This window comes from Pseudomonas hormoni, assembly GCF_018502625.1.
GTDB lineage: Bacteria > Pseudomonadota > Gammaproteobacteria > Pseudomonadales > Pseudomonadaceae > Aquipseudomonas > Aquipseudomonas hormoni.
Genome location: NZ_CP075566.1, coordinates 2,920,468 through 2,944,932 on the forward strand (window position 1 = coordinate 2,920,468; position 24,465 = coordinate 2,944,932).

Genomic DNA, 24,465 nt, shown 5'->3' on the forward strand with positions numbered 1-24,465 from the left:
TCAGTATCGAACCCCTGTGAAGCTTCGCAGCGCACAACCCTGTTTTAGTCTTTAGGAATCAACCGTGGCACGTCCGCAGCTCCATCCGAACCCAGTCTTGCTCTGCTTCTTCGAATTCGAGCTCGACGAGTCCAACGCCTGCTTGGTGCGTAATGGGGAAGCCGTTGCAGTGGCACCAACGCCTTTTACGTTGTTATGCGTGCTGGCACGCCAGCCAGGGTCGCTGGTGACCAAGGATGCCTTGCTTGATGCCGTGTGGGGGCATCGGTTCGTCAGCGATTCGGTCCTGAAAACGGCCATCAGCGATCTGCGCAAGGTGCTGGGCGACGACCCCAGGCATCCTCGTTTCATCGAGACGGTGTCGCGACGCGGCTATCGTTTCATCGCCCCACCCTCCTCCGCACTTTCGATGCCGCCTGCATCTGCGCCGGTTACAGCTGTCGCCACACCCTCGTCACCGTCATTCATCGGTCGCACTGACGAGGTCGCGAAGCTGCAAAGGGCCTGGGAGCGGGCGAATGGCGGCCAGCGCGCGGTGGTCTGGCTCGCCGGAGAGCCGGGGATCGGCAAGACCACGTTGATCGAACATTTCCTCACTGGCCTTGGCGACATCGCCTGCGCACGCGGTCATTGCGTGGAGCACTACGGCGCCGGCGAGCCGTATCTGCCAGTGCTGGAGGCGTTAGCCGATCTGTGCCGCAGCGACCCGACTCTGCCGGCGCTGCTGCGCGATGTAGCGCCGACCTGGTTACTGCAACTCCCGTGGTTGAGTACCGCGCAGGAGAAAGACGCGTTGCGGCGCGAGCTTGCGGGCGTCGGTCCGGATCGCATGCTGAGGGAAATGGGCGAATTGCTCGACCGCTACACAGAGCAGCGCCCGCTGATGCTGGTGACCGAAGACCTGCACTGGAGCGATCGGGCGACGGTCCAGCTCATCAACTATGTGGCACGGCGACGTGGCCGCACGCGGTTGATGTGGCTGTCGAGCTTCCGCCTCGCCGAGGTGGTTGCGCTCGATCATCCCCTCAGCTCGTTGCGCCACGAACTGCGCCTGCAACGTTTGTGCGAGGAAGTGGTGCTCGACCCATTCTCGGAAACCGAGGTCGCTGACTATGTTGCGTTGCGTTCGACCTCGCTGGCACGTGATGAAACCTTCGTACGCGCCCTGCACGAGCGCACTGACGGTGTGCCGTTGTTCGTTTCATCAATCACCAGTGAAGTGATGGACCCAAAGGACGACAAAGCCACCATCGAGGCTCGACTTGCGGATCTGGCGGTTCCCGAAAACCTCGCAGCCATCATTGATCACTACATCGCCAGGCTGGGTCCGGAGCAACGTACCCTCCTCTCGGCCGCAGCGGTGTGCGGGGTTGAATTCCGCATCGAGACGGTTTCGCTGGCCCTCGAGCGCGACCTCGCTTCGGTGGCCCACACCTGTGAAGAACTGATACGCGAACAGGTATGGCTCATACGATCACGGGCCACAGAAGTTGAAGAGACGCTAGAGCCACCCCACTCTTTCCGACATGCTCTCTTCCGCCAGGTGCTGTACGACCGCACGCCTCGCTCATTGCGCACCCAACTCCATCGCCACGTCGGCGCTGCCCTCGAACGCGAGCGCACGACCGGCGTGCCGGTTGCTGCCTCGGAGCTGGCGATGCACTTCGACCGCGCTCGGCAGCCGATGATTGCGCTGCATTACTACGCCGAGGCCGCGGAAGCCGCGCTGCTGCACTTCAGCCCGGACTTGTGCATTAGCCTCACTGAGCGCGCCTTGGTCCTGTTGATGCAGGCTCACGAAGGAACGGAGCGCAATGCGCTCGAAATTACCCTGGCTACGCTGCAAGGGGTTTCGGCTTTCCACATGTTCGGTGTCGGCAGCGAAGCAAAAAGCGCCTTCGAACGTGCATACAGGCTGCTGGCGGATGTACCCGAGCACCCCATGCGTGGTCGCCTGCTGCATGGATTCGGCTATTTGCTTGGTCTGCGCGGCGACTATGCGTTGGCGCTCGAAGTGGCGGAGCGGGCCGAAGCCCTCTCCTGCGACGCAAATGATCAAGAGCTCATGCTGGCGGCGTGCATCGTCCAGGGCGAGGTGCATCACCTCCAGGGACGCACGAAAACGACTCGCCGCTGGCTCGAACGCGCCCTCGCGATCGCTGAACCGCTGGACATCGGGACGAACGAGGTTTTTGCGGCTGATCCTCAGGTCATGCTGCACGGCATGCTGGCTATAGAACTCGTGCGTTCTGGTCTGGTTGAGCAAGCCCGAGCCCACATGCAGCAGGCGCGGGCACGCGCGCAGGCGCTGCGCCAACCCATGACCTGGCTGGTCGCCGCCTGGCTGGAGGTGTTGATCGAGGTGCGGATGGGAAACCACATGCGTGTGGCTGCGCTGGCTGACGACATGCAGAAGTTGGTCGATGAGTATTCACTCGCACTGGGGCGTACGGCTTGCCGCTGGTGGCGCGGCTGGGCCGACGCGCGCAACGGTGCACCGCGCGACGGCTACCGTCGCATCCGCGAGGCCTATGAAGAACACACCGGGCTTGGAATGCGCTCCGGTGCCAGCGAAGTGCTCGGCTACGCCACCGAGGCGCTGCTGCTCGCAGGTGATTGCAACGCAGCGCAAGTCGAGCTGCAGGAAGCATTTCGGGTGGGCGAGGAACTGGGCGAGCGCGTCTACCTGCCGCAGCTATTGCTGCTGGAGGCAGCGATCTCGCGAGCACAGGGTCAGCCCGACGCCTGCATCGCTGCGGTGCGACGCGCGGTTGAAGAAGCTCGCGCCCAGGAAGCACCGTGGCTGGAGCTGCAAGCGCTGGTCGAACTGTGCGAGCACTTTGACGCTACGGCCGAGGACCAACAGGCATTGGCCACGCTGATTGACCAGTCGTCCGAAGCTGCCGGAACCGAGCTGGCGAAACGTGCGCGCTCGCTGCTTCACGCTGCGACTTGAAGAGTTAAGGTCGAAAACTTGTGGGAGCGAGACCGGCTTGCCGGCGATGACGGCGGTACATTCAGCATCAATATTGGCTGACCCGCCGCTATCGCGAGCACGCCCGCTCCCACAGGGGCTGCGGTGTTCAAGGCCTTAACCTGTCCCGACCGAAGTCTGACCTTTCGCTTACGACTCGCCCCAGGGGGACGATTACGCTGTCGTCGAACTTTCTCGATCCCCTGGTCTTCCATGAGCCTGAACCCCGAATCCAAATACCCGAGCCGCCGCTCTTACGTAGTGAAGCTGCGCAGCGACGCCGCGCCGGGGGCCCTGGTGGGCCGCCTCGAAAACCTGGTCACCGGACGTCAGCGCGAGTTTTCCTGCGCCGAAGAGCTGCTGGAGTCGATTGCTTCGGACCTCGCGTTGGCAACCGGCGAGCACACGGCCGATGCCGGCGACGAGTGACGCCTCCACCACCAACGAGCGCTCGATATGGCGACCGAACGGCGACCCTTCGCTGACGACTTCGCGCACACCGAGCCCTACGCTGATGCCACCTCGAATCTTCACGAGTCCAATCCGATGCCGCGACTTCAAACTTTCCATCTGTTGACCCGCAACGGGCAGACGCCCCTGCAATATGCCGAACGCGTGGTCAGCATCGTCATGGGGGCAGCGCTCGCCGCGTCTGTTGCCCTGGTCTTGACAGGTTGCTCCACGGAGGTGCTCACGCCGTCGGTAGACCTGCCGAGCAACTTCTCCGCGAGCACGGCCTCCGAAATGGAACCCGAGGCGGCATGGTGGGAGGTTTACCACGACCCGGTGCTGACGGATCTGGTGCGCCGAGCAGCGCGCGAGAATCGCGACGTCAAGATTGCCGCCGAGCGCCTGCAAGCCGCGCGTGCTGGCGAAACGGTCAGCCGTTCATGGCTGTTCCCGAGTGTCGGCGCATCCGCCTCCGGCAGCGATCGCAGCAGCGGTTACAGCTCAGCCACGAAACAGGGTTATCCGGACACCAAAACCACCAGTGCGGGCCTGGACGTCTCGTGGGAGCTCGACCTGAGCGGCCGCCTGCGCGCCGGCGCCGCGGCGGCCGACGCCGATGCGCTGGCTGCGGAGCACAGCATGCGCGGCGTACGCCTTCTGGTGATGAGCGACGTCGTCAGCAACTACTTCACACTGATCGGCGCGCAACGCCAGGTCGCGACGCTACGTGCCATCTCGGCGATGCAGGACGAGACGCTGCGTTTGGTCGTTGCGCGCCAGCAGGCGGGGCTGGCATCAGCCTTCGACGTCGAACGCGCGCAGACCGACGCCTTGTCGGCGCGGGCGCAGATTCCGCCGCTGGAAACGCAGGTGGCTGTGTCGCGCCATCGTATCGCGGTGCTGATTGCCGACCAGTCCTTCAATACCGCGAACATCCAGACTTCGATCAGCGATGTGACAGTGGTGCCCGAGGCCAAGCCGGGCCAGCCCGCCGAACTGCTGCAACGCCGACCTGACGTGCTGGCGCTGATGGCGCAACTCGATGCAGCCAATGCGCGCCGCAAGCAGGCAGCGGCCGAGTGGTTTCCGCGGCTGTTCCTCGATGCCTCCTTCGGCCGCCAGGGCTTGAGCCTGAACGGCGCCGATCTCGGCGTTGCACGCTTCACCAACGTGGCGGGCCTGCTGGCGATGCCGCTCTTTAACGCCGGGCGCACGCAAGCCATCAACGATGCTGCCGAAAGCGCTCAAAAAGAGGCGTTGCTACGCGCCGAAGACGGCATCGTACGGGCGCTCGAGGATGTGGAGAACGCCCTCGTCACGCTAACGCAGGAGCGGCGCCGCGCCGGGTCGCTGCAATTGGCCGCCGCGTCCGCCGAGGCTGCGCAGAACCGCGCCCAATCGCTCTATAACCGCGGGCAGATCGACCTGTTGCCACTGCTGGATTCGCAGCGGGCGCGCCTGGCGGCACGCCTGAACTCCAATGAAAGCAACACCCGCCTGCTGATCGATAGCGTGCAGCTTTATAAGGCACTGGGCGGGGGCTGGCAGGTGTTCGAACAACCCGTCACCCCCACCGCAGCCACCAAAGCCGACCTGCCACCACTTTCTTAAGAATCTGCCGTTTACTAGAGGAACCGCCTTGAAAACCTCCCTTACTGCGGCCGGCGCCCTGGCTGTAGCCGTCATGCTTTGCGCGTGCAGCCCGGATCAGACTGCCGTGCAGGCACCCCGACCGGTGCGTACCGCTGAAATCAGCTACGACAATGCTCGCGACATCAATCGCTACGTGGGCACCGTGCAATCGCGGCACGAAGTCGACCAAGCCTTCCGCGTGGGCGGCAAGATCGCCCTGCGCAAGGTCGAGGTAGGCCAGTTTGTGCGCGAAGGCGACATACTGGCTGTACTTGATGACGCCGACTACCGCCTCGCCGAAGAAGCGTCGCGACAACAGTGGACGGTTGCCGCCGAGCAGACGCGCCAGGCCGACTCGGACCGCCAGCGGCTGACCGCACTGAAGGCTGACGGCTCGGTCAGTGCGGCCGACGCCGAGCGCGCGCAGACCAATGCCCAAACCGCGCATGCGACCGCCGAGGCCGAGGCACGCAAGCTCGAACTCGCGCGCAACCGGCTCAAGTACACCGTGCTGCGCGCCTCGCGTAGCGGCGTCGTCACGGCTGTGCGCTTTGAGGCCGGGCAGGTCGTGCCGGAGGGTCAAGCGGTTGTCTCGATCGCGAATCCGGATGAATCCGAGATCGTCATCGACGTGCCCGAGGACCAACTGGCCGTCTTCAAGGACGCGCGTTTCAAGGCGTCGCTGGCCAGTGCGCCGAGCGAAGCCTTCGCTGTCACGCTGCGCGAGCTATCGCCGCAAGCCGCAGCGCAGACGCGCACCTATCGCGCGCGGCTGAAGCCGGTCCAGGCGTTGCCGCTGGGCGCCACCGCCACGGTAATGGCCGAGCGAGTCATGACAAGTGTCTCTGTAGCAGCAGTGCCAGCCACTGCGTTGACGCAGAGCGGCGGTCAACCGGCGCTGTGGGTGGTCACGCCCACGGACAAGGATCCGGTAGGCATCGTCGATCTGGAGCATGTGACCGTTTGGGGCTATCGCAACGACGAAGTGCTCGTCTCCGGGCCGCAGGCTGGCGCATTGGTCGTCACCGCCGGCGTCCAGAAGATGACGTCCGGATTGAAGGTCGCGCTCTCCGGTGCGGCGATCGTTGACGCCAATACCACGCAGCAGGCCGCCCGATGAACAACTTCAACCTCACCGACTGGGCGCTGCGTCACCGCGCCATCGTTCTGTTCATGCTCCTCATTGTCGCGGTGGCTGGCGCCTTCAGCTTCACCCGGCTCGGCCAGCTCGAGGATCCGAACTTTTCCGTGCCTTCCATGACCGCCATGGTCATCTGGCCGGGCGCCACTGCCCAGCAGCTGCAGGACCAGGTCCTCAACCGCATGGAGAAGAAATTCGAGCAGATCGACAACTTCGAGAAGGTGGTCACCTACGCGCGGCAAGGCTACGCAGGTATGACGCTCACCGTGCGCGGCGGCACGTCCAAGGCTGACCAGCGCGAAGCCTGGTACCAGGCGCGCAAGAAACTCAACGACCTGAGCCTCGAGATGCCTGACGGCGTGATCGGCCCGATCCTGAACGACGAGTATGGCGACGTGTATGGCCTGATGTACGCGGTCAAGGGCGACGGCGTCGGTCACGCCGACCTGTCGCACGCGGCCGAAGACATCAAGCGCCAGATGCTGAAGGTGCCGATGGTCAAGAAGATCGATCTCATCGGCAAGCAGGCCGAGCGTGTCTATGTCGAGTTCTCTCACGAGCGCCTGGCCGCGCTGGGCATCACACCGCTGGCCATCGCCGAAAGCCTCAAAAGCCAGAACGCCATGGTCCCCGCAGGCCAGATCGACACCCGCGGCGACCGCGTCATGGTGCGCGTGAGCGGCCAGTTCGCCAGCGAAGAGGCTATCCGCAACGTGCCCATCTCTGCGGGCGGCCGACAGATCAAGCTCGGTGACATTGCGACCGTTACACGTGGGTTCGAAGATCCGCCCACCTACACGGTCCGCCACAACGGCCAGCCCGTGTTGATGCTCGGCATCACGATGACCAGCGACGGCAACATCGTGGACCTTGGCAAAGCGATGGACACGGCCGTCGCCAAGATCCAGTCGGAGCTGCCGCATGGCGTGGAACTGGAACTCGTAGCCGACCAGCCCACCACGGTGAGGGATGCAATCCTGGACTTCGGCCGCGCGCTGGCCGAGGCGTTGATCATCGTGATCGCGGTGAGCCTCGCCAGCCTGGGCTGGCGCGCAGGGCTCGTGGTCGCGGCCACAGTGCCGCTGGTGCTGGGCGGCGTGGCGCTGGTGATGCTGGCGATGGGCTGGAACCTCGAGCGTATTTCGCTCGGCTCACTGATTATCGCGTTGGGGTTGCTGGTGGATGACGCCATCATCGCCATCGAGATGATGGTGGCGAAGATGGAAACCGGCATGGACCGCGTGAAGGCGGCCGCCTTCTCCTATCAGTCCACCGCCATGCCGCGCCTGACCGGCGCACTGATCACGGTCGTGGGCTTCCTGCCGATCGGCCTCTCGAAGTCCACCACCGGCGAATACGCGGGTGGCATTTTCTGGATCGTCGGTGCCGCTGTGCTGTTCTCGTGGATCTGCTCCGGCATCTTCACGCCGTACCTGGCGGTCAAGATGCTGCCCAACGACTTGGGCACCCACCAGCACGGTGATCCGCACGACACCAAGTTCTACCGCAACCTGCGCCGCCTGATCGACGCCGCCATCGAGCGCCGTTGGGTGGTCATCGGTGCAACGGTTGGCGCTCTGGTGCTTGCTCTGGCCTGTATCAAGCTGGTGCCGCAGCAATTCTTCCCCAACAGTTCGCGTCCTGAACTGGTCATTGACCTGCGCGTGAAGGAAGGTTCCTCGTTCGCCGCGACGACCGAGCAGGTCAAGCACATGGAGGAGATCCTGGCGAAGGACGAAGACGTGCGTTTCTATACCGCCTACACCGGCGCCGGCGCACCGCGTTTCTATCTCTCGCTCAACCCCGAACTGCCGAACCCGGGATTTGCCCAGTTCGTTGTGATGACCAAGGACCTGGATGCACGCGAGCGGGTACGTGCGCGGCTGGTGGCCTCGGCGGACCAACAATTCCCCCAGGCGTGGGTGCGCGTGACCCGGCTCGAGTTGGGGCCACCTGTCGGCTACCCGGTGCAGTTCCGCGTCGTCGGGCCTGATACCCAGAAGGTGCGGCAGATCGCTCGCGAGGTGGAGAACGTGATTGCGTCCAACCCGAAGGTGCGCGACCTCCAGCTCGACTGGAACGACCCGGTGCGCACGCTGAAGGTCGAGCTTGATCAAGACAAGGCAAGCGCGCTCGGCCTCACGCCGTCCGACGTGTCGCTGGCAACCCAGACTGTGATGAACGGCGCAACCCTGTCGCAACTGCGTGAGCACGAGGAACTGATCGACATCGTCGCCCGTGCCGTGCCCGCTGAGCGCTTGAGCCTCGACACACTGAAAGACATCAACCTCTACACGCGCCAGGGAACTGTTGTGCCACTGTCGCAAGTCGCACAGGTGCGCTCTGAACTGGAAGAGCCAGTGCTTTGGCGCCGCAACCGCGATATGGCAATCACGGTGCGTGCCGACGTGAAGGATGGCGAACAAGGTGTATCGGTGACTCAGGAGATCCAGCCGTTGCTCAAGGACATCGAAGCGAAGCTGCCCTCGGGCTACCGCATCGACACGGGCGGAGCCGTCGAGGAAAGTGACAAGGCCAACAAGGCGCTGATCGCGGTGGCCCCGCTGATGATGATCACCATCCTGCTGTTGCTCATGCTGCAACTGCAGAATTTCTCCCGCATGTGGATGGTAGTGCTCACCGCCCCGCTGGGCCTGATCGGTGTGGTGCCGGCGCTGCTGGTGTTCCAGTCGCCGCTGGGCTTCGTTGCGATCCTGGGCATCATCGCACTGGGCGGCATGATCATGCGCAACGCAGTGATCCTGATCGATCAAGTGCAGATCGAGATCACCGAAGGGCGCGACCCGTGGAATGCTGTGCTGGATGCCGCCATTCACCGGGCCCGCCCGGTGATGCTGACGGCGCTGGCCACCGTGCTTGCGATGATCCCGCTGACGCGCAGTGTGTTCTGGGGGCCGATGGCAATTGCAATCATGGGCGGCCTTACCGTGGCGACGCTGCTGACGATCTTCTTTGTCCCTGCGTTGTACGCCGCATGGTTCAAAGTGGGTCGCCAGTCGGCCGCCGATACCCAACAGGTACAGGGAAACGCCGCGCTCGCTTCTGAATGACGCGTGCCGTTCTGAAAACAACCGCGATCAGCCGCGAGGTCGTGCGAAGGTCATGTGCTTTCGCTCCCTCGCGGCTCAAAGGCTGATGGCCGCAGGATTACTCAAGCGCCCTCACTTTGCTCGCGCATGCTCCAACACCACTTCCAGCGGATGGCGCAGCTGCCTGTTGGCGAGACGTTTTACCTGACTGCGGCACGAGTACCCCGTCGCCAGCGCTTCGCCCGCCTTGTCCAGCTTGCCGGCCCATGACTGCTCGAAAATGGTCCGCGAAGTGTCCTGGTTTCGCGCTTCATGGCCGTAGGTGCCGGACATGCCGCAACAGCCGGTCGCCTCAGTCACCAGCTTGAGCCCAAGCCGCGCAAATACCGCTTCCCATTGCGAAGTGCTGGCCGGGACGTTGGTCTTCTCGGTGCAGTGCGCCAGCAAACGGAATGTTTGCGTGGCGGGATGAGGCTTTTCAGGCAGCACATCGAAGAGCCACTCCTGGGGCAGCAAAACCTTCGGGCACGCATTGAGCCCCGGCACTTTCTGATACTCCTGGCGGTAGACCAGCGTCATCGCCGGGTCCAGCCCCACCAGCGGTACTTCGCAGTCAGCCAGCGCCTTGAGCTGACTGGCATTGCGGATCGCCGCCCTGGCGAATGCGCCGAGGAAGCCCTGTACATGCAAAGGCTTGCCGTTGGCACTGTAGGGCGCCAAGAACACCCGATAACCCAATTGGTGCGCCAACTCGATAAAGCGCGCCAACAACGGGGTTTCGAAGTAACGGGTGAAGGCATCCTGCACCAACACCACGCTACGCTGACGTTGCTCGACGGTCAGTGAGCGCAGGGCTGGCACGCTGGCGACAGCGACGTTGCAGCGGGTCAATGTCGCCTGCAAGTCGTAGCGATTGATCAGCGGACTGTCGAGCATGCCGACACGTCGTTCAAGCAAGCGGCTCATCCATTTCGCACCCATCACTGCGTTGTACAGGCCCGGCGCGTAGGCCATATAGGGAATGGTGAACTCCAGCGAACCGATCAGGTAATCGCGAAGCGGACGTTGATAGCGACCGTGATACAGCTCCAGAAAACGTGAGCGGAATTCCGGGACGTTGACCTTGACCGGGCATTGCCCCGCACAGGATTTACAGGCCAGACAACCCGCCATCGCGTCGTACACCTCGTGGGAGAAATCCGCCTCGCCCCGCGAACGCGCCAGGTTATTGCGCAAGCGCGCTGGCAACCCGCTCAACCACGACAACTTGCCTCGGGCTGCTTCCAATACGTCGATATTGGCCGCACCTTGCAGGCGCAACCATTCGCGAATCAATGACGCCCTGCCCTTTGGCGAATGCTGACGTTCACGGGTGGCTTTCCACGACGGGCACATCGCATCGTTGGGGTCGTAGTTGTAGCAGGCGCCGTTACCGTTGCAGTGCACCGCGGTACCGAAACTTTGCCAGACACGCTCGTCGATTTGCCGATCCAGATCACCGCGCAGCGTGACTTCGTTGACCTTGAGCAAGCCCTGGGCAGCATCCGGCGGGGTGCAGATCTTGCCGGGGTTGAGCTGATTGTGCGGGTCGAACGCACCCTTAAGCGATTGCAGCGCCGGGTACAGTTCGCCAAAAAATTCGGGGACATATTCCGAACGCAAACCCTTGCCGTGCTCGCCCCACAGCAGGCCACCATAACGCTGCGTCAGCTCGGCCACAGCATCGGAAATCGGTTTGACCAGCGCGGCCTGGGCCGGGTCTTTCATGTCCAGCGCCGGGCGCACATGCAACACGCCGGCATCGACGTGACCGAACATGCCGTAGGCCAGGCCGTAGTTGTCGAGCAATGCACGAAACTCAGTGATGTAGTCGGCCAGTTTCTCCGGCGGCACGGCGGTGTCTTCAACAAAAGGCTGCGGCCGAACCTCGCCGTCGACGTTGCCCAATAGCCCGACGGAGCGTTTACGCATGGCGTACACGCGGGTCACCGCCTCGGCACCTTCGGCCAGCGTGTGGCCCAGCCGCTCGATCGTCGTGTCGGCCTGCAGATGCTCGACGAATGACGTCACTCGAGCGTTCACGTCCGTCAGGTCTTCCCCGCTGAACTCCACCAGATTGATGCCCAGCGTCGGGCGCTCGGCGTCCGCCGGGAAATACTCGGCGACGCTGTGCCAGACGATGTCTTTCATCGCCAGCATCAACACCTTGGAATCTACGGTTTCGATGGACAGTGGCTTGTGCGCCAGCAACGCATTGGCGTCGCGCAGAGCATCCATGAAGCTGCTGTAGCGCACGTTCACCAGCACCGAATACTTGGGAATCGGCAACACGTTGAGCTTGGCCTCGACGATGTAGCCCAACGAACCTTCCGCACCGCAAAGCACACTATTAAGGTTGAAACGCCCGTGCTCGTCGCGCAGGTGCGCCAGGTCGTAACCGGTCAGGCAGCGGTTGAGCTTGGGGAACACCGACTCGATCAGGTCGGCCTGGGTTTCCTGTATCTGTCGCGCTGTACGGTACACCTCGCCGATGCGGCCGGGCTGTGCGCATGCTGCCTCCAACTCAGCGTCGGACAGCGGATGGCTGTGCAGACGCTCACCACCGAGCAGCACGCTGTGCAGTTCCAGCACATGATCGCGGGTCTTGCCGTAGGTGCAACTGCCCTGGCCGCTGGCGTCAGTGTTGATCATGCCGCCCACGGTGGCACGGTTGGACGTCGACAGCTCCGGCGCGAAGAACAGCCCATGGGGCTTGAGCGCGGCATTGAGCTGGTCCTTGACCACGCCCGCCTGCACCCGCACCCAACGCTCGGCGACGTTGATTTCGAGAATCGTGTTCATGTGTCGCGACAGGTCGACCACGATGCCATCGGTCAATGACTGGCCGTTGGTGCCGGTGCCGCCACCGCGCGGGGTCAGCTTGATCTGGCGAAAGCGCGGTTCGGCCATCAATGCAGCGATGCGCACGATGTCGTCGGCGTCCAGCGGGAACACCGCCGCTTGCGGCAGGCGCTGGTAAATCGAGTTGTCGGTCGCGAGTACGGTGCGGGTGGCGTAGTCGGCACTGAGCTGGCCGCGGAAGCCGCTGGCGCGCAGGGCTTGAAGAAATTCCGGGTACTGTGCCGCGAGTGCATCAGTAGGCAGCTGGGCGATCATCGCAAAATGTTCTCTTGTAGGTCTAATCACGGAAAAATCAAAACACTTGTCGCCTGGGCATTAATCGGTCAGCCTCAGGTCGTCGGCTGCGCCAATGATCCTGCAGGTTGTGGCGCCGGACAAACGGATAATCCTGCCGCTATCGATGACTTTTACGAATGAATTACCGCCACCTCACTCCCTCCATGTCGTTGCTGCTGGCCTTTGAAGCCGCCGCCCGGCATGAAAGCTACACCCGTGCCGCGATGGAGCTCTCCCTGACCCAAAGCGCCGTCAGCCGACAAGTCCAGGCGCTGGAGCAGCAACTGGGCCTGACGCTGTTTCGCCGTGAAGGCCGGCAGGTGCAGTTGACCGATGTCGGTCGTCTTTATCAGCGGGAAATGAGTGAAGCGCTCGGACGCATCCGCAGCGCCACGTTGCAGGCGATGGCTTATCAATCAGGCAGTGGGACCTTGCGCCTGGCCACACTGCCAACGTTCGGCTCGAAGTGGTTATTGCCGCGTCTTCACGATTTCTACAAAACCCATCCCGGCATGCTGGTGCACATCAATTCCCGGATCGACGCCATCGACTTCGAAACCAGCGGCATCGATGCCGCGATCGTCGTCGGCAATGCCGACCTGCCGGGCCTGATCAGCCATCGTCTGCACACGGAAGAATTGATGGTGATCATGTCTCCACAAGCGGCCGAGGCCCATGACACCTGGACCCCGGAGCACATCGGCGGACAGACGCTGCTCAACGTCGCGAACAATGCCAACGTCTGGGGCGAGTGGTTCAGCCACCATGGCCTGCCCCATCGAATGATGCGCCTGGGACCGAGTTTCGAACTAACCTCACACTTGATCCAGGCCGTCAGGGCCGGCATCGGCATCGGTCTGGTGCCGCGCATTCTGGTGACCGACGAGCTGGCCAACGCCGAGCTGATCAGTCTCGGCCAGCCCTTCGCCAGTCAACGCAGTTATTACCTGACCTACCCGCCGCGCAACGAAAGGCTGCCATCGCTGATCGCCTTCCGTAGCTGGTTGCTGGAACAAATCTGAACGGCCCGCCCCACTGATCAGCGCTCGAGGAACGCGTAACCAAAACCCACGACCTTGGCGTCATCGCCGTAGCCGCCCAGGAACGAAACGCCGACCGGCAGGTTGCCCTTGATGGTGCCTGCCGGAACCGTTATCTCGGGAAACCCAGTCGCGGAGGCAATGTACGACGATGCCGCTATGTATCACTGTGTATCTGTCTATCCTCTTGATACATGAGTTTTCACCCGGCCTGCGATTCGACACAGCCCAGATACGTCACCGCGTTCAAATGCACTCAAGGTTTCAAGGGGATCAGCCAGACCCCCTGGCCAACGGCTTGCAACGGAGACATCACCTATGAAGATGGCACTGCAGAACAAAAACGGTAAAACCCACCGCCGTCTGGTCGGCTCATCGATACTCGCGTTCGCCCTGCTTGGCGCTATCGGTGCAGCCAACGCCCAATCGACTACCGCTGCACAGCCAGCCGAAATCAAGGCTGATGCCACTTACACAACACCGTCCCCGTTCGGTCCGCTGAAGCACGTCAAGGCCGGCCTGCTGGATGTGGCCTACGCCGAAACCGGCCCGGCCGATGGGCCGGTAGTGATTCTCCTGCACGGCTGGCCGTACGACATTCACAGTTATGACGAGGTCGCACCGCTGCTGGCCGCGAAGGGCTATCGAGTGCTGATGCCGTATGCCCGTGGTTACGGCGATACGCATTTCCTGTCCGAGAAAACCGTGCGCAATGGCCAACCGGCTGCGCTGGCCAGCGACGTCATCGACTTCATGGATGCGCTGAAGATCAAGCAAGCCGTGCTCGGTGGCTATGACTGGGGCGCGCGCTCAGCCGACATCGTCTCGGCGCTGTGGCCAGAACGGGTCAAGGCACTGGTCTCGGTCAGCGGTTATCTGATCGGTAACCAGGCGGCCGGCAAGAACCCGCTGCCACCCAAGGCAGAATTGCAGTGGTGGTATCAGTTCTACTTCGCCACCGACCGCGGTCGTGCCGGGTACGAGAAAAACACCCACGACTTCGCCAAGCTGATCTGGCAGCTGGCTTCGCCGAAATGGGCGTTCGATGACGCTACGTTCGACCGCAGCGCCAAGGCGTTGGAAAACCCCGACCATGTCGAGATCACCGTGTTCAACTACCGCTGGCGTCTGGGCATGGTTCAGGGCGAGCCTCAATACGAAGCGCTGGAGCAGAAGCTGGCCACGGCGCCGTCGATCAGCGTGCCGACCATCACGCTTGAAGGCGATGCCAACGGCGCGCCGCACCCTAATCCCGAGGACTACGCCAAGCGCTTCACCGGCAAATACGAGTTCCGGCTGATCAACGGCGGCATCGGCCACAACCTGCCGCAGGAAGATCCAAAGGCGTTCGCCAAAGCGGTGATTGATGCGGATCACCTGTGAGGTTGATCTGACCTTTCCCCGCTAAGCATCTTCACAACGACGGCTCGTTTAACGAGCCGTTTTTTTGCGAAAATCATTCCAGCAGCGAGACCAGACGCGGCTCAATTGAGGCCTCAAGCACCTCCAGCAGCGCCAGCGTCACCGGCAATTTGAAGCGCCTGCGCCCCGCACTGCCCGGATTGAGGTAAAGCCGTTCGCCACGCCATTCGATGAGTGGCTTGTGCGAATGGCCGGTGACCACCAGCTTGATGGCGGCATCGAGCACAACCGGGACATCGGCGATGTCATGCACCAGCAACGTCTGCCACCCGTTGAGATCGAAACACAAACTGTCTGCGAGATGTTCGGCCCAAGGAGCGTCCAGGTCATTGTTCCCGCGTACGACATGCAGCGGGGCGATCAACGCCAGTTGATCGAGAACATCGACGTGGCCGATGTCGCCCGCGTGAATGATCCGCTCACACCCCCGCAAAGCAGCAACGGCTTCCGGGCGGAGCAAGCCATGGGTATCGGAAATCACGCCAACTTTCATGCAAGGCTCCAGGTCAGGCTCCAGCAGTGGAACATCGATGGATTCCAGTCTAAACCGGAATTTGAACTCATTTCGCCGTGGCCGTCTTGAACTTGGTCCAGGTGCGCATCCGCGCGCGCATGTCGGATTGGGGAATATCCTTGCCCGCTATCAGCCGCGCGTAAGTGGCTTCATCAAGATAGATGTCCGGGTTGTTGCGCATCGTCGCATTGACGCTCGGGCGTGCCTTGGCATTGGAAGTCGGGTAGCCGGTGGAGTTACTGATGGCCGCCATGTTCTCCGGGCGCATGACGAAGTTGATGAACGCGTAGGCGTATTCCGGATGTCTGGCGTCGACGGGTATGGCCATGGTGTCCATCCACACCGTGGTGCCTTCACGGGGAATGCGGTACTCGAATTTCGTGTGCTTGCCAGCACTGTCAGACGTCCTTTGCGCCTGGGTCATGTCGCCGCTGTAACCGAGCGACACGCACAGGTTGCCGTTCACCAGATCGGTCACCGGTTGCGACTGAAACTTGCGGATGTGTGGCCGCAGTTTCATCAGCAGTTCACTCGCCGCCGCGAGATCTTCGGGTTTGGCACTGCGCGGTTCCCGGCCCAGATAATTGAGCACGACGGCAAGCACTTCATCCGGGGAGTCGATCATCGAGATACCGCAGTCGGCAAATTTGCCAGTGGTTGCTGGACAACCTCACCTTCGCCAATGAAACCGCGTAGAACGTCCCGACGTCTTCGCGAGCAAGCTTTGCTCCTACGGATTCGACTCGTGTTCGATGCAGCCCTTGCAGGAGCTGAGCTTGCTCGCGAAGGCGGCGTGTCAGGCGACATCGATGCTGGATGTGCCGGCCTCTTCGCGAACAAGCTTTGCTCCTACGGATTCGGCTCGTGCTCGATGCAGCCCTTGTAGGAGCTGAGCTTGCTCGCGAAGGCGGTGTGTCAGGCTACGTCGATGTGGGATGTGCCGGCCTCTTCGCGAGCAAGCTTCGCTCCTACGGTCTGGTGGTGGGCTCAGCCCTTGGCCGCCATCGCGGTCACTTCCACACGCATGCCTTCAACCGCCAGCGAAGCCACGCCAACCGCGGCGCGAACCGGCCACGGCTTGGCGAAGAAACGCTTGTAAACCTCATTGAACGCGGCGCGGTCGGCCATGTCGGTGAGGTAGATGGTCAGGTGCATGACGCGGTCCATGGAACTGCCGGCGCGCTCCAGCGCAACCTTCAATGCCTGCAACGTGCACTCGCTCTGCAGGGTGATGTCGCCCAGTTCCAGACTGCCGTCGGCGCGGGTCGGGATCTGCGTGGAGACCAGGATGCCGTTGAAACCGGCAACGTCGGAGGAGATGGAATCCGCGTCGGGATCGGGGGTGAAGGTAATGTCTTGGTTGGCCATGGGGTTCTCTTGTTCGAGGTGTTAAAAGAGGCGGCCAGTTTACAGCCCTGCTGAGTCAAACGCTCTGCCTCAGTTATTTATACTCAAATGCCAGCTTAATAATATTTTACCGATACCAGGGTCATCCCTAGTCTTGAGCCCAAGAAATGGCAGGCCGTTCGCGACCTGACTCCAACGTCGAAGGGTATTGAGATGACCACTGAGAAAATAAAAACAGATACGCTGATTGTTGGCGCCGGTCAGGCTGGCGTGGCCATGAGTGAACACCTGAGCAAACTGGGCGTGCCGCACCTGGTGCTGGAGCGCAACCGCATTGCCGAGCGCTGGCGCACCGGGCGTTGGGATTCGCTGGTGGCGAATGGTCCGGCGTGGCATGACCGTTTTCCGGGTCTTGATTTTGACGACCTCAGCCCCGACGCGTTTGCGCCGAAAGAACGTGTCGCCGACTACTTCGAAGCCTATGCGAAGAAATTCAACGCGCCGATCCGCACGGGTGTGGAAGTGCTGAAGGTTGAACGCAACGTCGGTCGTCCGGGGTTCACCATTGAAACCTCTGAAGGTGTGATCGAAGCCAACCGCGTGGTCGCCGCCACCGGACCTTTCCAGCGTCCAGTCATCCCGCCGATAGCACCGCAAGATCAGCCGTTCCTGCAGATCCACTCCGCCGGTTACCGCAACCCGCAGCAATTGCCTGAAGGCGCTGTTCTGGTGGTCGGTGCCGGCTCATCAGGCGTGCAGATAGCCGATGAATTGCAGCGCTCCGGCAAGCAGGTTTATCTCTCCGTCGGCGCCCACGACCGCCCTCCTCGCGCCTATCGCAATCGCGATTTCTGCTGGTGGCTGGGCGTGCTCGGCGAATGGGACCAGGCGGCGATGAAGCCAGGCCGTGAACACGTCACCATCGCCGTGAGTGGCGCACATGGCGGCCGCACCGTGGACTTCCGTGGCCTCGCTCATCGCGGAATGACGCTGGTCGGTCTGACTCAATCATTCAATGGCGGCGTGGCGACTTTCCAGCCCAATCTGGCCGAAAACCTGGCCCGTGGCGACGAGAACTATCTGGCGCTGCTCAACGCCGCCGACGCCTACATCGAACGCAATGGCCTGGACTTGCCGGAAGAACCTGAAGCGCGCATTACCTTCCCCGACCCGGAATGCGTGACCCACCCGATTCTTGAACTCGACCTGGCCAAGGCCGGCGTGACCTCGATCATCTGGGCCACCGGGTTTGCCACGGATTACAGCTGGCTCAACGTTGACGCCTTCGACGACAAGGGCAAACCGCAGCATCAGCGCGGCGTGTCGAGCGAACCGGGTGTGTATTTCCTCGGGCTGCCATGGCAATCGCGTCGCGGGTCTTCGTTCATCTGGGGCGTTTGGCACGATGCCAAATATGTGGCTGATCACATCGCCATTCAGCGTTCCTATCTCGACTACCACGATGCGGCGCAACGCGAGGCTGAAAAAGCCCCGGCCGCCCATAAAACCACGGTCAGTGCTTAAGCCTTTTTCTGTCAGGAGCTTCAAATGTCCACGCCAACCCATACCCGTATTCGTATGTTCAACACCAAGGAAACCTACCCGAACCAGAGCCTGGACAATGACCTGTGCCAAGCCGTCCGCGCGGGCAACACGGTTTATGTTCGTGGCCAGGTCGGGACTGATTTCGAAGGCAATCTTGTGGGTCTCGGTGACCCGCGAGCCCAGGCCGAGCAGGCCATGCGCAACGTCAAGCAGTTGCTGGAAGAGGCTGGCAGCGATCTCAGTCACATCGTTAAAACCACGACTTACCTGATCGATCCGCGGTATCGCGAGCCGGTGTATCAGGAAGTCGGCAAGTGGTTGAAAAGCGTGTTTCCGATTTCTACCGGGTTGGTGGTGTCGGCGCTGGGGCAACCGCAGTGGTTGATGGAGATTGATGTGATTGCGGTGATTCCTGAGTAAGGAACCAGACCGAGTCGCGGCCATCACCGGCAAGCCAGCTCCCACAGGTTAGTCGTCGTACACAAATTTTTTGGCCACCGAAGATCCCTGTGGGAGCGGGCTTGCCCGCGATGGCGTTAGATCAGACAACCACTTTGCCAAGGCAAACCAAGGAGCAAAAACATGACCTTCTCCATCGCCGCCCGTTGCCCCGAAACCGGTCAGTTCGGCATTGCGATCAGTTCCTCCAGCATCGCCGTCGGCGCCCGCTGCCCCTGGCTGCTGCCGGGTGTCGGTGCCGTTTCCACACAGAACATCACCCTCCCGTCCCTCGGCCCGGACGTCCTCGCTCTCCTGGAGCAGGGCCTCGCCCCAGCCGAAGCGCTGGACAAAGTCCTCACTCGTAACGGCTACAGCCAATACCGGCAGATCACTGCAATTGACCACCTCGGCCAGACCGCCCATTTCAGCGGCGCGCAAACCCTGGGCAACCACAACGCCGTGTCCGGCGAACAATGCGTCGCCGCCGGCAACATGCTTGCGGACCGTTCGGTGATCGAAGCCATGGTTGAAGCCTTCGAACACGGTGAAGGGCAACTGGCCGACCGCTTGCTCGCCGCGATGAAAGCCGCCATTGCCGCCGGTGGCGAAGCCGGGCCGGTGCATTCGGCGGCGATGGTGGTGGTCGGCGAACTGACCTGGCCGATCATCAACCTGCGGGTCGACTGGGCGGACAATGATCCCATCGGCCACTTGGAAAAACTCTGGGACGCCTACCGTCCACAAGTCCAGGACTACATCGACCGCGCCCTCGCCCCGGACAAATCCCCCGGCTACGGTGTCGCCGGAGACGATCGATGAGCACCAGCCGCGATTTGCTGAAGACGTTGGTGGCATTCGACACCACGAGCCGCGAATCAAACCTGCACCTCATCGAGTTTGTCCGTGACTACCTCGCGGCCTTCGATGTGCCTAGTGAGCTGGTCTACAACGAGCAGCGCAGCAAGGCCAATCTGTTCGCCACTATCGGCCCGGCGGAGTTGCCCGGCATCGTGCTCTCGGGACATACCGATGTGGTGCCCGTCGACGGCCAGCCGTGGACCGTGGCGCCGTTCGAACTGACCGAGCGCGATGGCAAGTTGTTCGGTCGTGGCACGGCGGACATGAAGGGCTACATTGCTTGCGTGCTTGCCCTCGTTCCCTCCTTGGTGAGCGCGCAGCTGCGACTGCCCGTGCACATCGCGCTCTCCTACGATGAAGAAGTCGGTTGCCTCGGCGTGCGTTCGTTGCTGGCGGAGCTGGAGCAACGGCCAGTCAAACCGATGCTGTGCATTATCGGCGAGCCGACCGAACTGAAACCGGTGCTCGGGCACAAAGGCAAACTGGCGATGCGCTGTGATGTTCACGGTGAAGCGTGCCATTCGGCGTACGCGCCGCTTGGGGTCAATGCCATTGAATACGCCGCCGAATTGATCGGAGAGCTGGGACGGATTGGCAACCGGCTCAAAGCGCCCGAGCATCACGACGCACGGTTTGATCCGCCTTTCAGCACCGTACAAACCGGCGTGATTTGCGGCGGCAAAGCCTTGAACATCGTCCCCGCCGATTGCCGCTTCGACTTCGAAATCCGCGCCCTGCCCTCGCATGATCCGAGCGACGTCGCCCGGGAACTGAAAACCTATGCCGAACAGCACGTACTGCCGCGAATGCGTGCGGTGAGTGAACAGAGTGAGATTCGCTTCAGTGAACTCTCGGCATATCCCGGATTAGCGACCGATGCACACAGCGAAGCGGCTGAGTTGATCGCTGCATTCTCCGGCTCCCGAGCGTTCGGCACGGTAGCGTTCGGCACCGAGGGCGGCCTGTTCGACGCCGCAGGAATCCCCACCGTTGTGTGCGGCCCTGGCAGCATGGATCAGGGCCACAAGCCGGACGAATTCGTCAGCCTCGAACAACTGAACGGCTGCGATGAAATGCTGCGACGAATGCTGCTATCGATCAGCTAACCAACATCAAATTCGGCACACGATCCTGTGGCGAGGGAGCTTGCTCCCCCTTGAGTGCGCAGCACTCACAAAACGGGTAGTTGCCACCCTATTTGGGGGCCGCTGCGCAGCCCAGCGCGAGCAAGCTCGCTCGCCACAGGACCGCGTTCGCCCCCAATAAACCCCATCCCCGGCGACCTACATTTTTTAACGTCTATACCAACAATCTTTGTAATTTATCTATCCCCATCCACCGCACATCATCAACTCCAACAAGAAAAGCGTCGCCCCCGCGCGGCGCTCACCGAAGTACGTCCACGTACTCAAACTGCCTTGGAGTCCGTCATGGTTACCGCAGCAACAACCTCCGCCCCGCTCATCGAAAAACACACCATTGGCTATGTGCCGCCCGAAGATCGCCACGGCAAAACCCGTGACCTGTTCACCCTCTGGTTCGGCGGCAACATCGCTCCGCTGCCCATCGTCACCGGCGCCCTCGGCGTGCAGATGTTCCACCTCAACCTGGTGTGGGGCATCGTCGCGATCCTCGTCGGGCACCTGGTCGGCGGCGTGCTGATGGCGTTGCACTCGGCCCAAGGCCCGCAGATGGGCATTCCGCAGATGATCCAGAGCCGCGCCCAGTTCGGCTCCCTCGGCGCCCTGCTGGTGGTGCTGATCGCCGGCATCATGTACATCGGTTTCTTCGCCTCCAATATCGTCCTCGCCGGCAAGTCCCTGCACGGCGTGGTCGACAGCGTGCCGGTGCCGGTGGGCATCGTCATCGGCGCCCTCGGTTCCGGCATCATCGGCATCATCGGCTACCGCTTCATCCACGTGCTCAACCGCATCGGCACCTGGGTGCTCGGCGCCGGTATCGTGCTCGGCTTCGGCTACATCTTCACCCACGTGCAGACCGCCGACTTCCTCACCCGTGGCAGCTTCAACATTTCCGGCTGGCTCGCCACCGTCTCTCTCGCCGCGCTCTGGCAAATCGCCTTTGCGCCGTACGTCTCCGACTACTCGCGCTACCTGCCGGCCAACGTGCCCGTGGCCGCCACGTTCTGGACGACTTATCTGGGCACCGTGCTCGGCTCCAGCCTCTCGTTCATCTTCGGCGCCGTCGCCGTGCTCGCCACACCCGTCGGCATGGACACCATGGACGCCGTCAAACTCGCCACCGGCTCCATCGGACCGTTGATGCTCGTGCTGTTCCTGCTCAGCGTCATCAGCCACAACGCCCTCAACCTCTACGGCGCCGTGCTGTCGCTGATCACCCTGGTGCAGACCTTCGCCTACCGCTGGATCCCCACCGCGAAAAGCCGCGCCATCCTCTCGATCATCATCCTCGCCGCCTGCTGCTTCGCCGCCGTCGGCGCTTCCGCCAACTTCATCGGCCACTTCGTCGACATGGTGCTGGTGCTGCTCGTGGTGCTCGTGCCGTGGACCGCGATCAACCTGATCGACTTCTACGCCATTCACAAAGGTCAGTACGACATCAACTCGATCTTCAAGGTCGATGGCGGGATCTATGGCCGATACAACCCGCAGGCGTTGCTGGCGTATGCGATCGGAATTGCGGTGCAGATTCCGTTCATGAACACGCCGCTGTATGTCGGGCCGATTTCGGAGCACATCAATGGGGCCGACTTGTCCTGGTTGGTGGGCCTGATCATCACCTCGCCGCTCTACTACTGGCTGGCCAACCGCGACACCGCTTACAAACGCCGCCTCTCCACCGGAAAACTCGCCAACAGCCTCTAAGCCCCCCCAATCCCTTGTGGGAGCGAGCCGGCTCGCGAAGGGGCGCTGTCACTCAATATGGAGTTAACAGACACGGCCCCAACGCGAGTAAATCCAAAACCATCTCTCCCTATCGACTGGTTCGTGTAATTGAGCAACGTGTATATGGAAAACCGCATTCATGCGGTTTTTTGCTGTTTGATCATAACCTGCAATTCCAAAATATTTTCTATGGCGTGCAATACAAGCGCCAATAAAACAGTTATTAAAAATTTGACATGTCTCAGCAACTTTACACTTCCAAAGGAATTCAATTGGCGTGATAAAAAAGTTGTAACGCTGATGTTGCACCGCGTCAGTGCCAGTTCGAAAATCGATGTAATCCACCCGCCTGATTTTGGTGCATAAACACCGCTTCTAATCATATAAATAATCGAAATAACTTCTTTATCCATTTGTTTCTATTGATATTTTTTTAACGAGCAAAATTTTTCGCTTTCGCACCGAATTATTGGATCCTAATAATTATATTGTCGGCGCTAAGTGTTCGAAATTTCTGTTAAAAAAAATGACAGTGCTTCTGCGATGTTTGTCTACACTCTTAATTCTGCAAGTGCGGGCCGAAAATCAAGTTATACAAAACAGCCACTTAGTTGGTCCGATAGAGTATCTGTCGGCCTGAGCGGCATGCCAATGGCCTTCCGGAATCCGGGTATACGGGGAACTCACCGATGCGTATCAGCATATTTGGTTTGGGGTATGTGGGCGCTGTATGCGCGGGCTGTCTCTGTGCTCGCGGTCATGACGTAATCGGGGTGGATATCTCGCAGGTAAAAATCGACCTGATCAATCAGGGCAAGTCGCCCATCGTTGAGCCAGGCCTGGAGGCTCTGCTCGAGCAGGGGGTGCATTTTGGGCGGCTGCGGGGTACTGGTGATGTAAAGACGGCCGTGATGGACACGGATATGTCGTTCATCGCCGTCGCTACGCCCTGCAAGAAGAACGGCGATCTGGATCTGGTCTACATAGAGTCGGTCTGCCGCGAGATCGGCGAAGCCCTGCACGCCAAGGACGGTTGGCATACGGTGGTGGTGCGTAGCACCGTGCTGCCGGGCACCGTGAAGAACGTGGTGATCCCGATCCTTGAAGACTGTTCCGGCAAGAAGGCCGGTGTCGACTTCGGCGTCGCGATCAACCCGGAGTTCCTGCGCGAAAGTACCGCGATCAAGGATTACAACTGTCCGCCCATGACGGTGATCGGTGAACTCGACCAGCGCAGCGGTGACATGCTCGTCGCGCTCTATCAAGAGCTGGACGCGCCGCTCCTGCGCAGGAGCATCGAAGTGGCGGAGATGATCAAGTACACCTGCAACGTCTGGCACGCGACCAAAGTGACCTTCGCCAATGAGATCGGCAACATCGCGAAGGCCGTCGGCGTGGACGGTCGCGATGTGATGGATGTGGTCTGCCAGGACACCAAACTCAACCTGTCGCGTTATTACATGCGCCCCGGTTTCGCGTTCGGCGGTTCCTGCCTGCCCAAGGATGTGCGTGCGCTGAACTATCGCGCCGGGCAACTGGATGTCGAACACCCGCTGCTGGCCTCGATCATGCGCAGCAATGCGGCGCAGGTACAGAGAGCCTTCGACATCATCACCAGCTACGGCAAGCGGCGGATCGCCCTGCTCGGCCTGAGCTTCAAGGCGGGCACCGATGACCTGCGCGAAAGCCCATTGGTGGAGTTGGCCGAAATGTTGATCGGCAAGGGCTACGACCTGCATATCTTCGACCGCAACGTTGAATACGCGCGTATCTACGGGGCCAACAAGGACTACATCGAGTCGAAGATCCCGCACCTGGCTTCGCTGTTACGCGCTGACCTTACGAAGGTGATCGAGGAGGCGGATGTGATTGTGCTGGGTAACGGTGACGAGTCCTTCAAAGCCTTCGCACTTGATGTACCCGAAGGCAAGCAGGTGGTCGACCTGGTGGGTTTCATGCCAAACGCCAGTGACGATCGGCTCGAAGGTATCTGCTGGTAAGAGCGGC

General features: G+C 61.5%; 17 protein-coding genes and 1 pseudogene. 13 read left to right on the forward strand and 5 right to left on the reverse strand.

Annotation, left to right across the window (positions count from 1 at the left end; all coding sequences use genetic code 11):
• Positions 1–64 precede the first annotated feature (64 nt).
• The 5 genes from KJF94_RS13510 to KJF94_RS13530 all read left to right on the forward strand — a co-directional run bounded on the left by KJF94_RS13510 (position 65) and on the right by KJF94_RS13530 (position 9,268).
• Positions 65–2,956 (forward strand): AAA family ATPase, encoded by a 2,892-nt coding sequence (locus tag KJF94_RS13510; RefSeq protein WP_214384149.1) that lies wholly within the window; start codon positions 65–67, stop codon positions 2,954–2,956.
• A gap of 231 nt (positions 2,957–3,187) precedes the next feature.
• Positions 3,188–3,403, forward strand: coding sequence for a hypothetical protein (locus KJF94_RS13515; RefSeq protein ID WP_214384151.1), 216 nt, complete (start codon positions 3,188–3,190; stop codon positions 3,401–3,403).
• Positions 3,404–3,520: 117 nt separating this feature from the next.
• The gene (locus KJF94_RS13520; protein ID WP_214384863.1) at positions 3,521–5,035 is read left to right on the forward strand and encodes an efflux transporter outer membrane subunit; all 1,515 of its coding nucleotides are present in this window, start codon (positions 3,521–3,523) and stop codon (positions 5,033–5,035) included.
• Between the two features lie 28 nt (positions 5,036–5,063).
• Positions 5,064–6,176, forward strand: a complete 1,113-nt coding sequence (locus tag KJF94_RS13525; protein ID WP_214384153.1) for an efflux RND transporter periplasmic adaptor subunit — start codon at positions 5,064–5,066, stop codon at positions 6,174–6,176.
• Positions 6,173–9,268: an efflux RND transporter permease subunit gene (locus KJF94_RS13530; RefSeq protein WP_214384155.1), complete on the forward strand. Its 3,096-nt coding sequence runs from the start codon at positions 6,173–6,175 to the stop codon at positions 9,266–9,268. Before KJF94_RS13525 ends, KJF94_RS13530 begins: the two co-directional genes overlap by 4 nt.
• A 111-nt stretch (positions 9,269–9,379) precedes the next feature.
• Here the strand turns inward: KJF94_RS13530 and ydiJ are convergent, their stop codons facing one another.
• Positions 9,380–12,403, reverse strand: a complete 3,024-nt coding sequence (gene ydiJ / locus KJF94_RS13535; protein WP_214384157.1) for a D-2-hydroxyglutarate dehydrogenase YdiJ — start codon at positions 12,401–12,403, stop codon at positions 9,380–9,382.
• Between the two features lie 158 nt (positions 12,404–12,561).
• On the opposite strand from ydiJ, the gene KJF94_RS13540 reads away from it, so the two are divergent.
• Both KJF94_RS13540 and KJF94_RS13545 read left to right on the forward strand, forming a co-directional pair.
• Complete coding sequence (locus KJF94_RS13540; protein WP_214384159.1) at positions 12,562–13,446, forward strand: LysR substrate-binding domain-containing protein; 885 nt, start codon at positions 12,562–12,564, stop codon at positions 13,444–13,446.
• Between the two features lie 336 nt (positions 13,447–13,782).
• On the forward strand, positions 13,783–14,847 hold the full coding sequence (locus tag KJF94_RS13545; protein WP_214384161.1) for an alpha/beta fold hydrolase: 1,065 nt from the start codon (positions 13,783–13,785) through the stop codon (positions 14,845–14,847).
• A gap of 73 nt (positions 14,848–14,920) precedes the next feature.
• Here KJF94_RS13545 and KJF94_RS13550 read toward each other — a convergent pair whose 3' ends face one another.
• From KJF94_RS13550 to KJF94_RS13560, 3 genes and pseudogenes are all read right to left on the reverse strand, one after another.
• Positions 14,921–15,379, reverse strand: coding sequence for a metallophosphoesterase family protein (locus KJF94_RS13550; RefSeq protein WP_214384163.1), 459 nt, complete (start codon positions 15,377–15,379; stop codon positions 14,921–14,923).
• A gap of 67 nt (positions 15,380–15,446) precedes the next feature.
• Positions 15,447–16,064: pseudogene (locus KJF94_RS13555) on the reverse strand (extracellular solute-binding protein); the annotation flags it as partial.
• 323 nt (positions 16,065–16,387) lie between these two features.
• Positions 16,388–16,768, reverse strand: coding sequence for a RidA family protein (locus KJF94_RS13560; protein ID WP_008027160.1), 381 nt, complete (start codon positions 16,766–16,768; stop codon positions 16,388–16,390).
• Positions 16,769–16,960: 192 nt separating this feature from the next.
• On the opposite strand from KJF94_RS13560, the gene KJF94_RS13565 reads away from it, so the two are divergent.
• The 5 genes from KJF94_RS13565 to KJF94_RS13585 all read left to right on the forward strand — a co-directional run bounded on the left by KJF94_RS13565 (position 16,961) and on the right by KJF94_RS13585 (position 22,437).
• Positions 16,961–18,271 carry a flavin-containing monooxygenase gene (locus KJF94_RS13565; RefSeq protein ID WP_214384165.1) on the forward strand — a complete coding sequence of 437 codons (1,311 nt, stop codon included), beginning with the start codon at positions 16,961–16,963 and terminating at the stop codon, positions 18,269–18,271.
• Positions 18,272–18,295: 24 nt separating this feature from the next.
• On the forward strand, positions 18,296–18,712 hold the full coding sequence (locus KJF94_RS13570; RefSeq protein WP_214384167.1) for a RidA family protein: 417 nt from the start codon (positions 18,296–18,298) through the stop codon (positions 18,710–18,712).
• 162 nt (positions 18,713–18,874) lie between these two features.
• Positions 18,875–19,552, forward strand: a complete 678-nt coding sequence (locus tag KJF94_RS13575; RefSeq protein ID WP_214384169.1) for a DUF1028 domain-containing protein — start codon at positions 18,875–18,877, stop codon at positions 19,550–19,552.
• Entirely contained in the window at positions 19,549–20,697 is a 1,149-nt protein-coding gene (gene argE, locus KJF94_RS13580; protein WP_214384171.1) for an acetylornithine deacetylase, read from the forward strand. The genes KJF94_RS13575 and argE overlap by 4 nt, the downstream gene beginning before the upstream one ends.
• A 324-nt stretch (positions 20,698–21,021) precedes the next feature.
• Positions 21,022–22,437 carry a purine-cytosine permease family protein gene (locus tag KJF94_RS13585; protein WP_214384173.1) on the forward strand — a complete coding sequence of 472 codons (1,416 nt, stop codon included), beginning with the start codon at positions 21,022–21,024 and terminating at the stop codon, positions 22,435–22,437.
• A gap of 158 nt (positions 22,438–22,595) precedes the next feature.
• Here the strand turns inward: KJF94_RS13585 and KJF94_RS13590 are convergent, their stop codons facing one another.
• Positions 22,596–22,871, reverse strand: a complete 276-nt coding sequence (locus KJF94_RS13590) for a hypothetical protein (protein ID WP_214384175.1) — start codon at positions 22,869–22,871, stop codon at positions 22,596–22,598.
• Between the two features lie 276 nt (positions 22,872–23,147).
• Here KJF94_RS13590 and KJF94_RS13595 point away from each other — a divergent pair, with 276 nt between their 5' ends.
• Entirely contained in the window at positions 23,148–24,458 is a 1,311-nt protein-coding gene (locus KJF94_RS13595; protein WP_214384177.1) for a nucleotide sugar dehydrogenase, read from the forward strand.
• Positions 24,459–24,465: the final 7 nt, after the last annotated feature.

Coding starts and splice junctions, on each gene's coding strand:
- KJF94_RS13515 (WP_214384151.1), top strand. CDS start 3,188: ATGAGCCTGAACCCCGAATCCAAATACCCGAGCCGCCGCTCTTACGTA.
- KJF94_RS13520 (WP_214384863.1), top strand. CDS start 3,521: ATGCCGCGACTTCAAACTTTCCATCTGTTGACCCGCAACGGGCAGACG.
- KJF94_RS13530 (WP_214384155.1), top strand. CDS start 6,173: ATGAACAACTTCAACCTCACCGACTGGGCGCTGCGTCACCGCGCCATC.
- ydiJ (WP_214384157.1), bottom strand. CDS start 12,403: ATGATCGCCCAGCTGCCTACTGATGCACTCGCGGCACAGTACCCGGAA.
- KJF94_RS13540 (WP_214384159.1), top strand. CDS start 12,562: ATGAATTACCGCCACCTCACTCCCTCCATGTCGTTGCTGCTGGCCTTT.
- KJF94_RS13545 (WP_214384161.1), top strand. CDS start 13,783: ATGAAGATGGCACTGCAGAACAAAAACGGTAAAACCCACCGCCGTCTG.
- KJF94_RS13550 (WP_214384163.1), bottom strand. CDS start 15,379: ATGAAAGTTGGCGTGATTTCCGATACCCATGGCTTGCTCCGCCCGGAA.
- KJF94_RS13560 (WP_008027160.1), bottom strand. CDS start 16,768: ATGGCCAACCAAGACATTACCTTCACCCCCGATCCCGACGCGGATTCC.
- KJF94_RS13565 (WP_214384165.1), top strand. CDS start 16,961: ATGACCACTGAGAAAATAAAAACAGATACGCTGATTGTTGGCGCCGGT.
- KJF94_RS13570 (WP_214384167.1), top strand. CDS start 18,296: ATGTCCACGCCAACCCATACCCGTATTCGTATGTTCAACACCAAGGAA.
- KJF94_RS13575 (WP_214384169.1), top strand. CDS start 18,875: ATGACCTTCTCCATCGCCGCCCGTTGCCCCGAAACCGGTCAGTTCGGC.
- argE (WP_214384171.1), top strand. CDS start 19,549: ATGAGCACCAGCCGCGATTTGCTGAAGACGTTGGTGGCATTCGACACC.
- KJF94_RS13585 (WP_214384173.1), top strand. CDS start 21,022: ATGGTTACCGCAGCAACAACCTCCGCCCCGCTCATCGAAAAACACACC.
- KJF94_RS13590 (WP_214384175.1), bottom strand. CDS start 22,871: ATGGATAAAGAAGTTATTTCGATTATTTATATGATTAGAAGCGGTGTT.
- KJF94_RS13595 (WP_214384177.1), top strand. CDS start 23,148: ATGCGTATCAGCATATTTGGTTTGGGGTATGTGGGCGCTGTATGCGCG.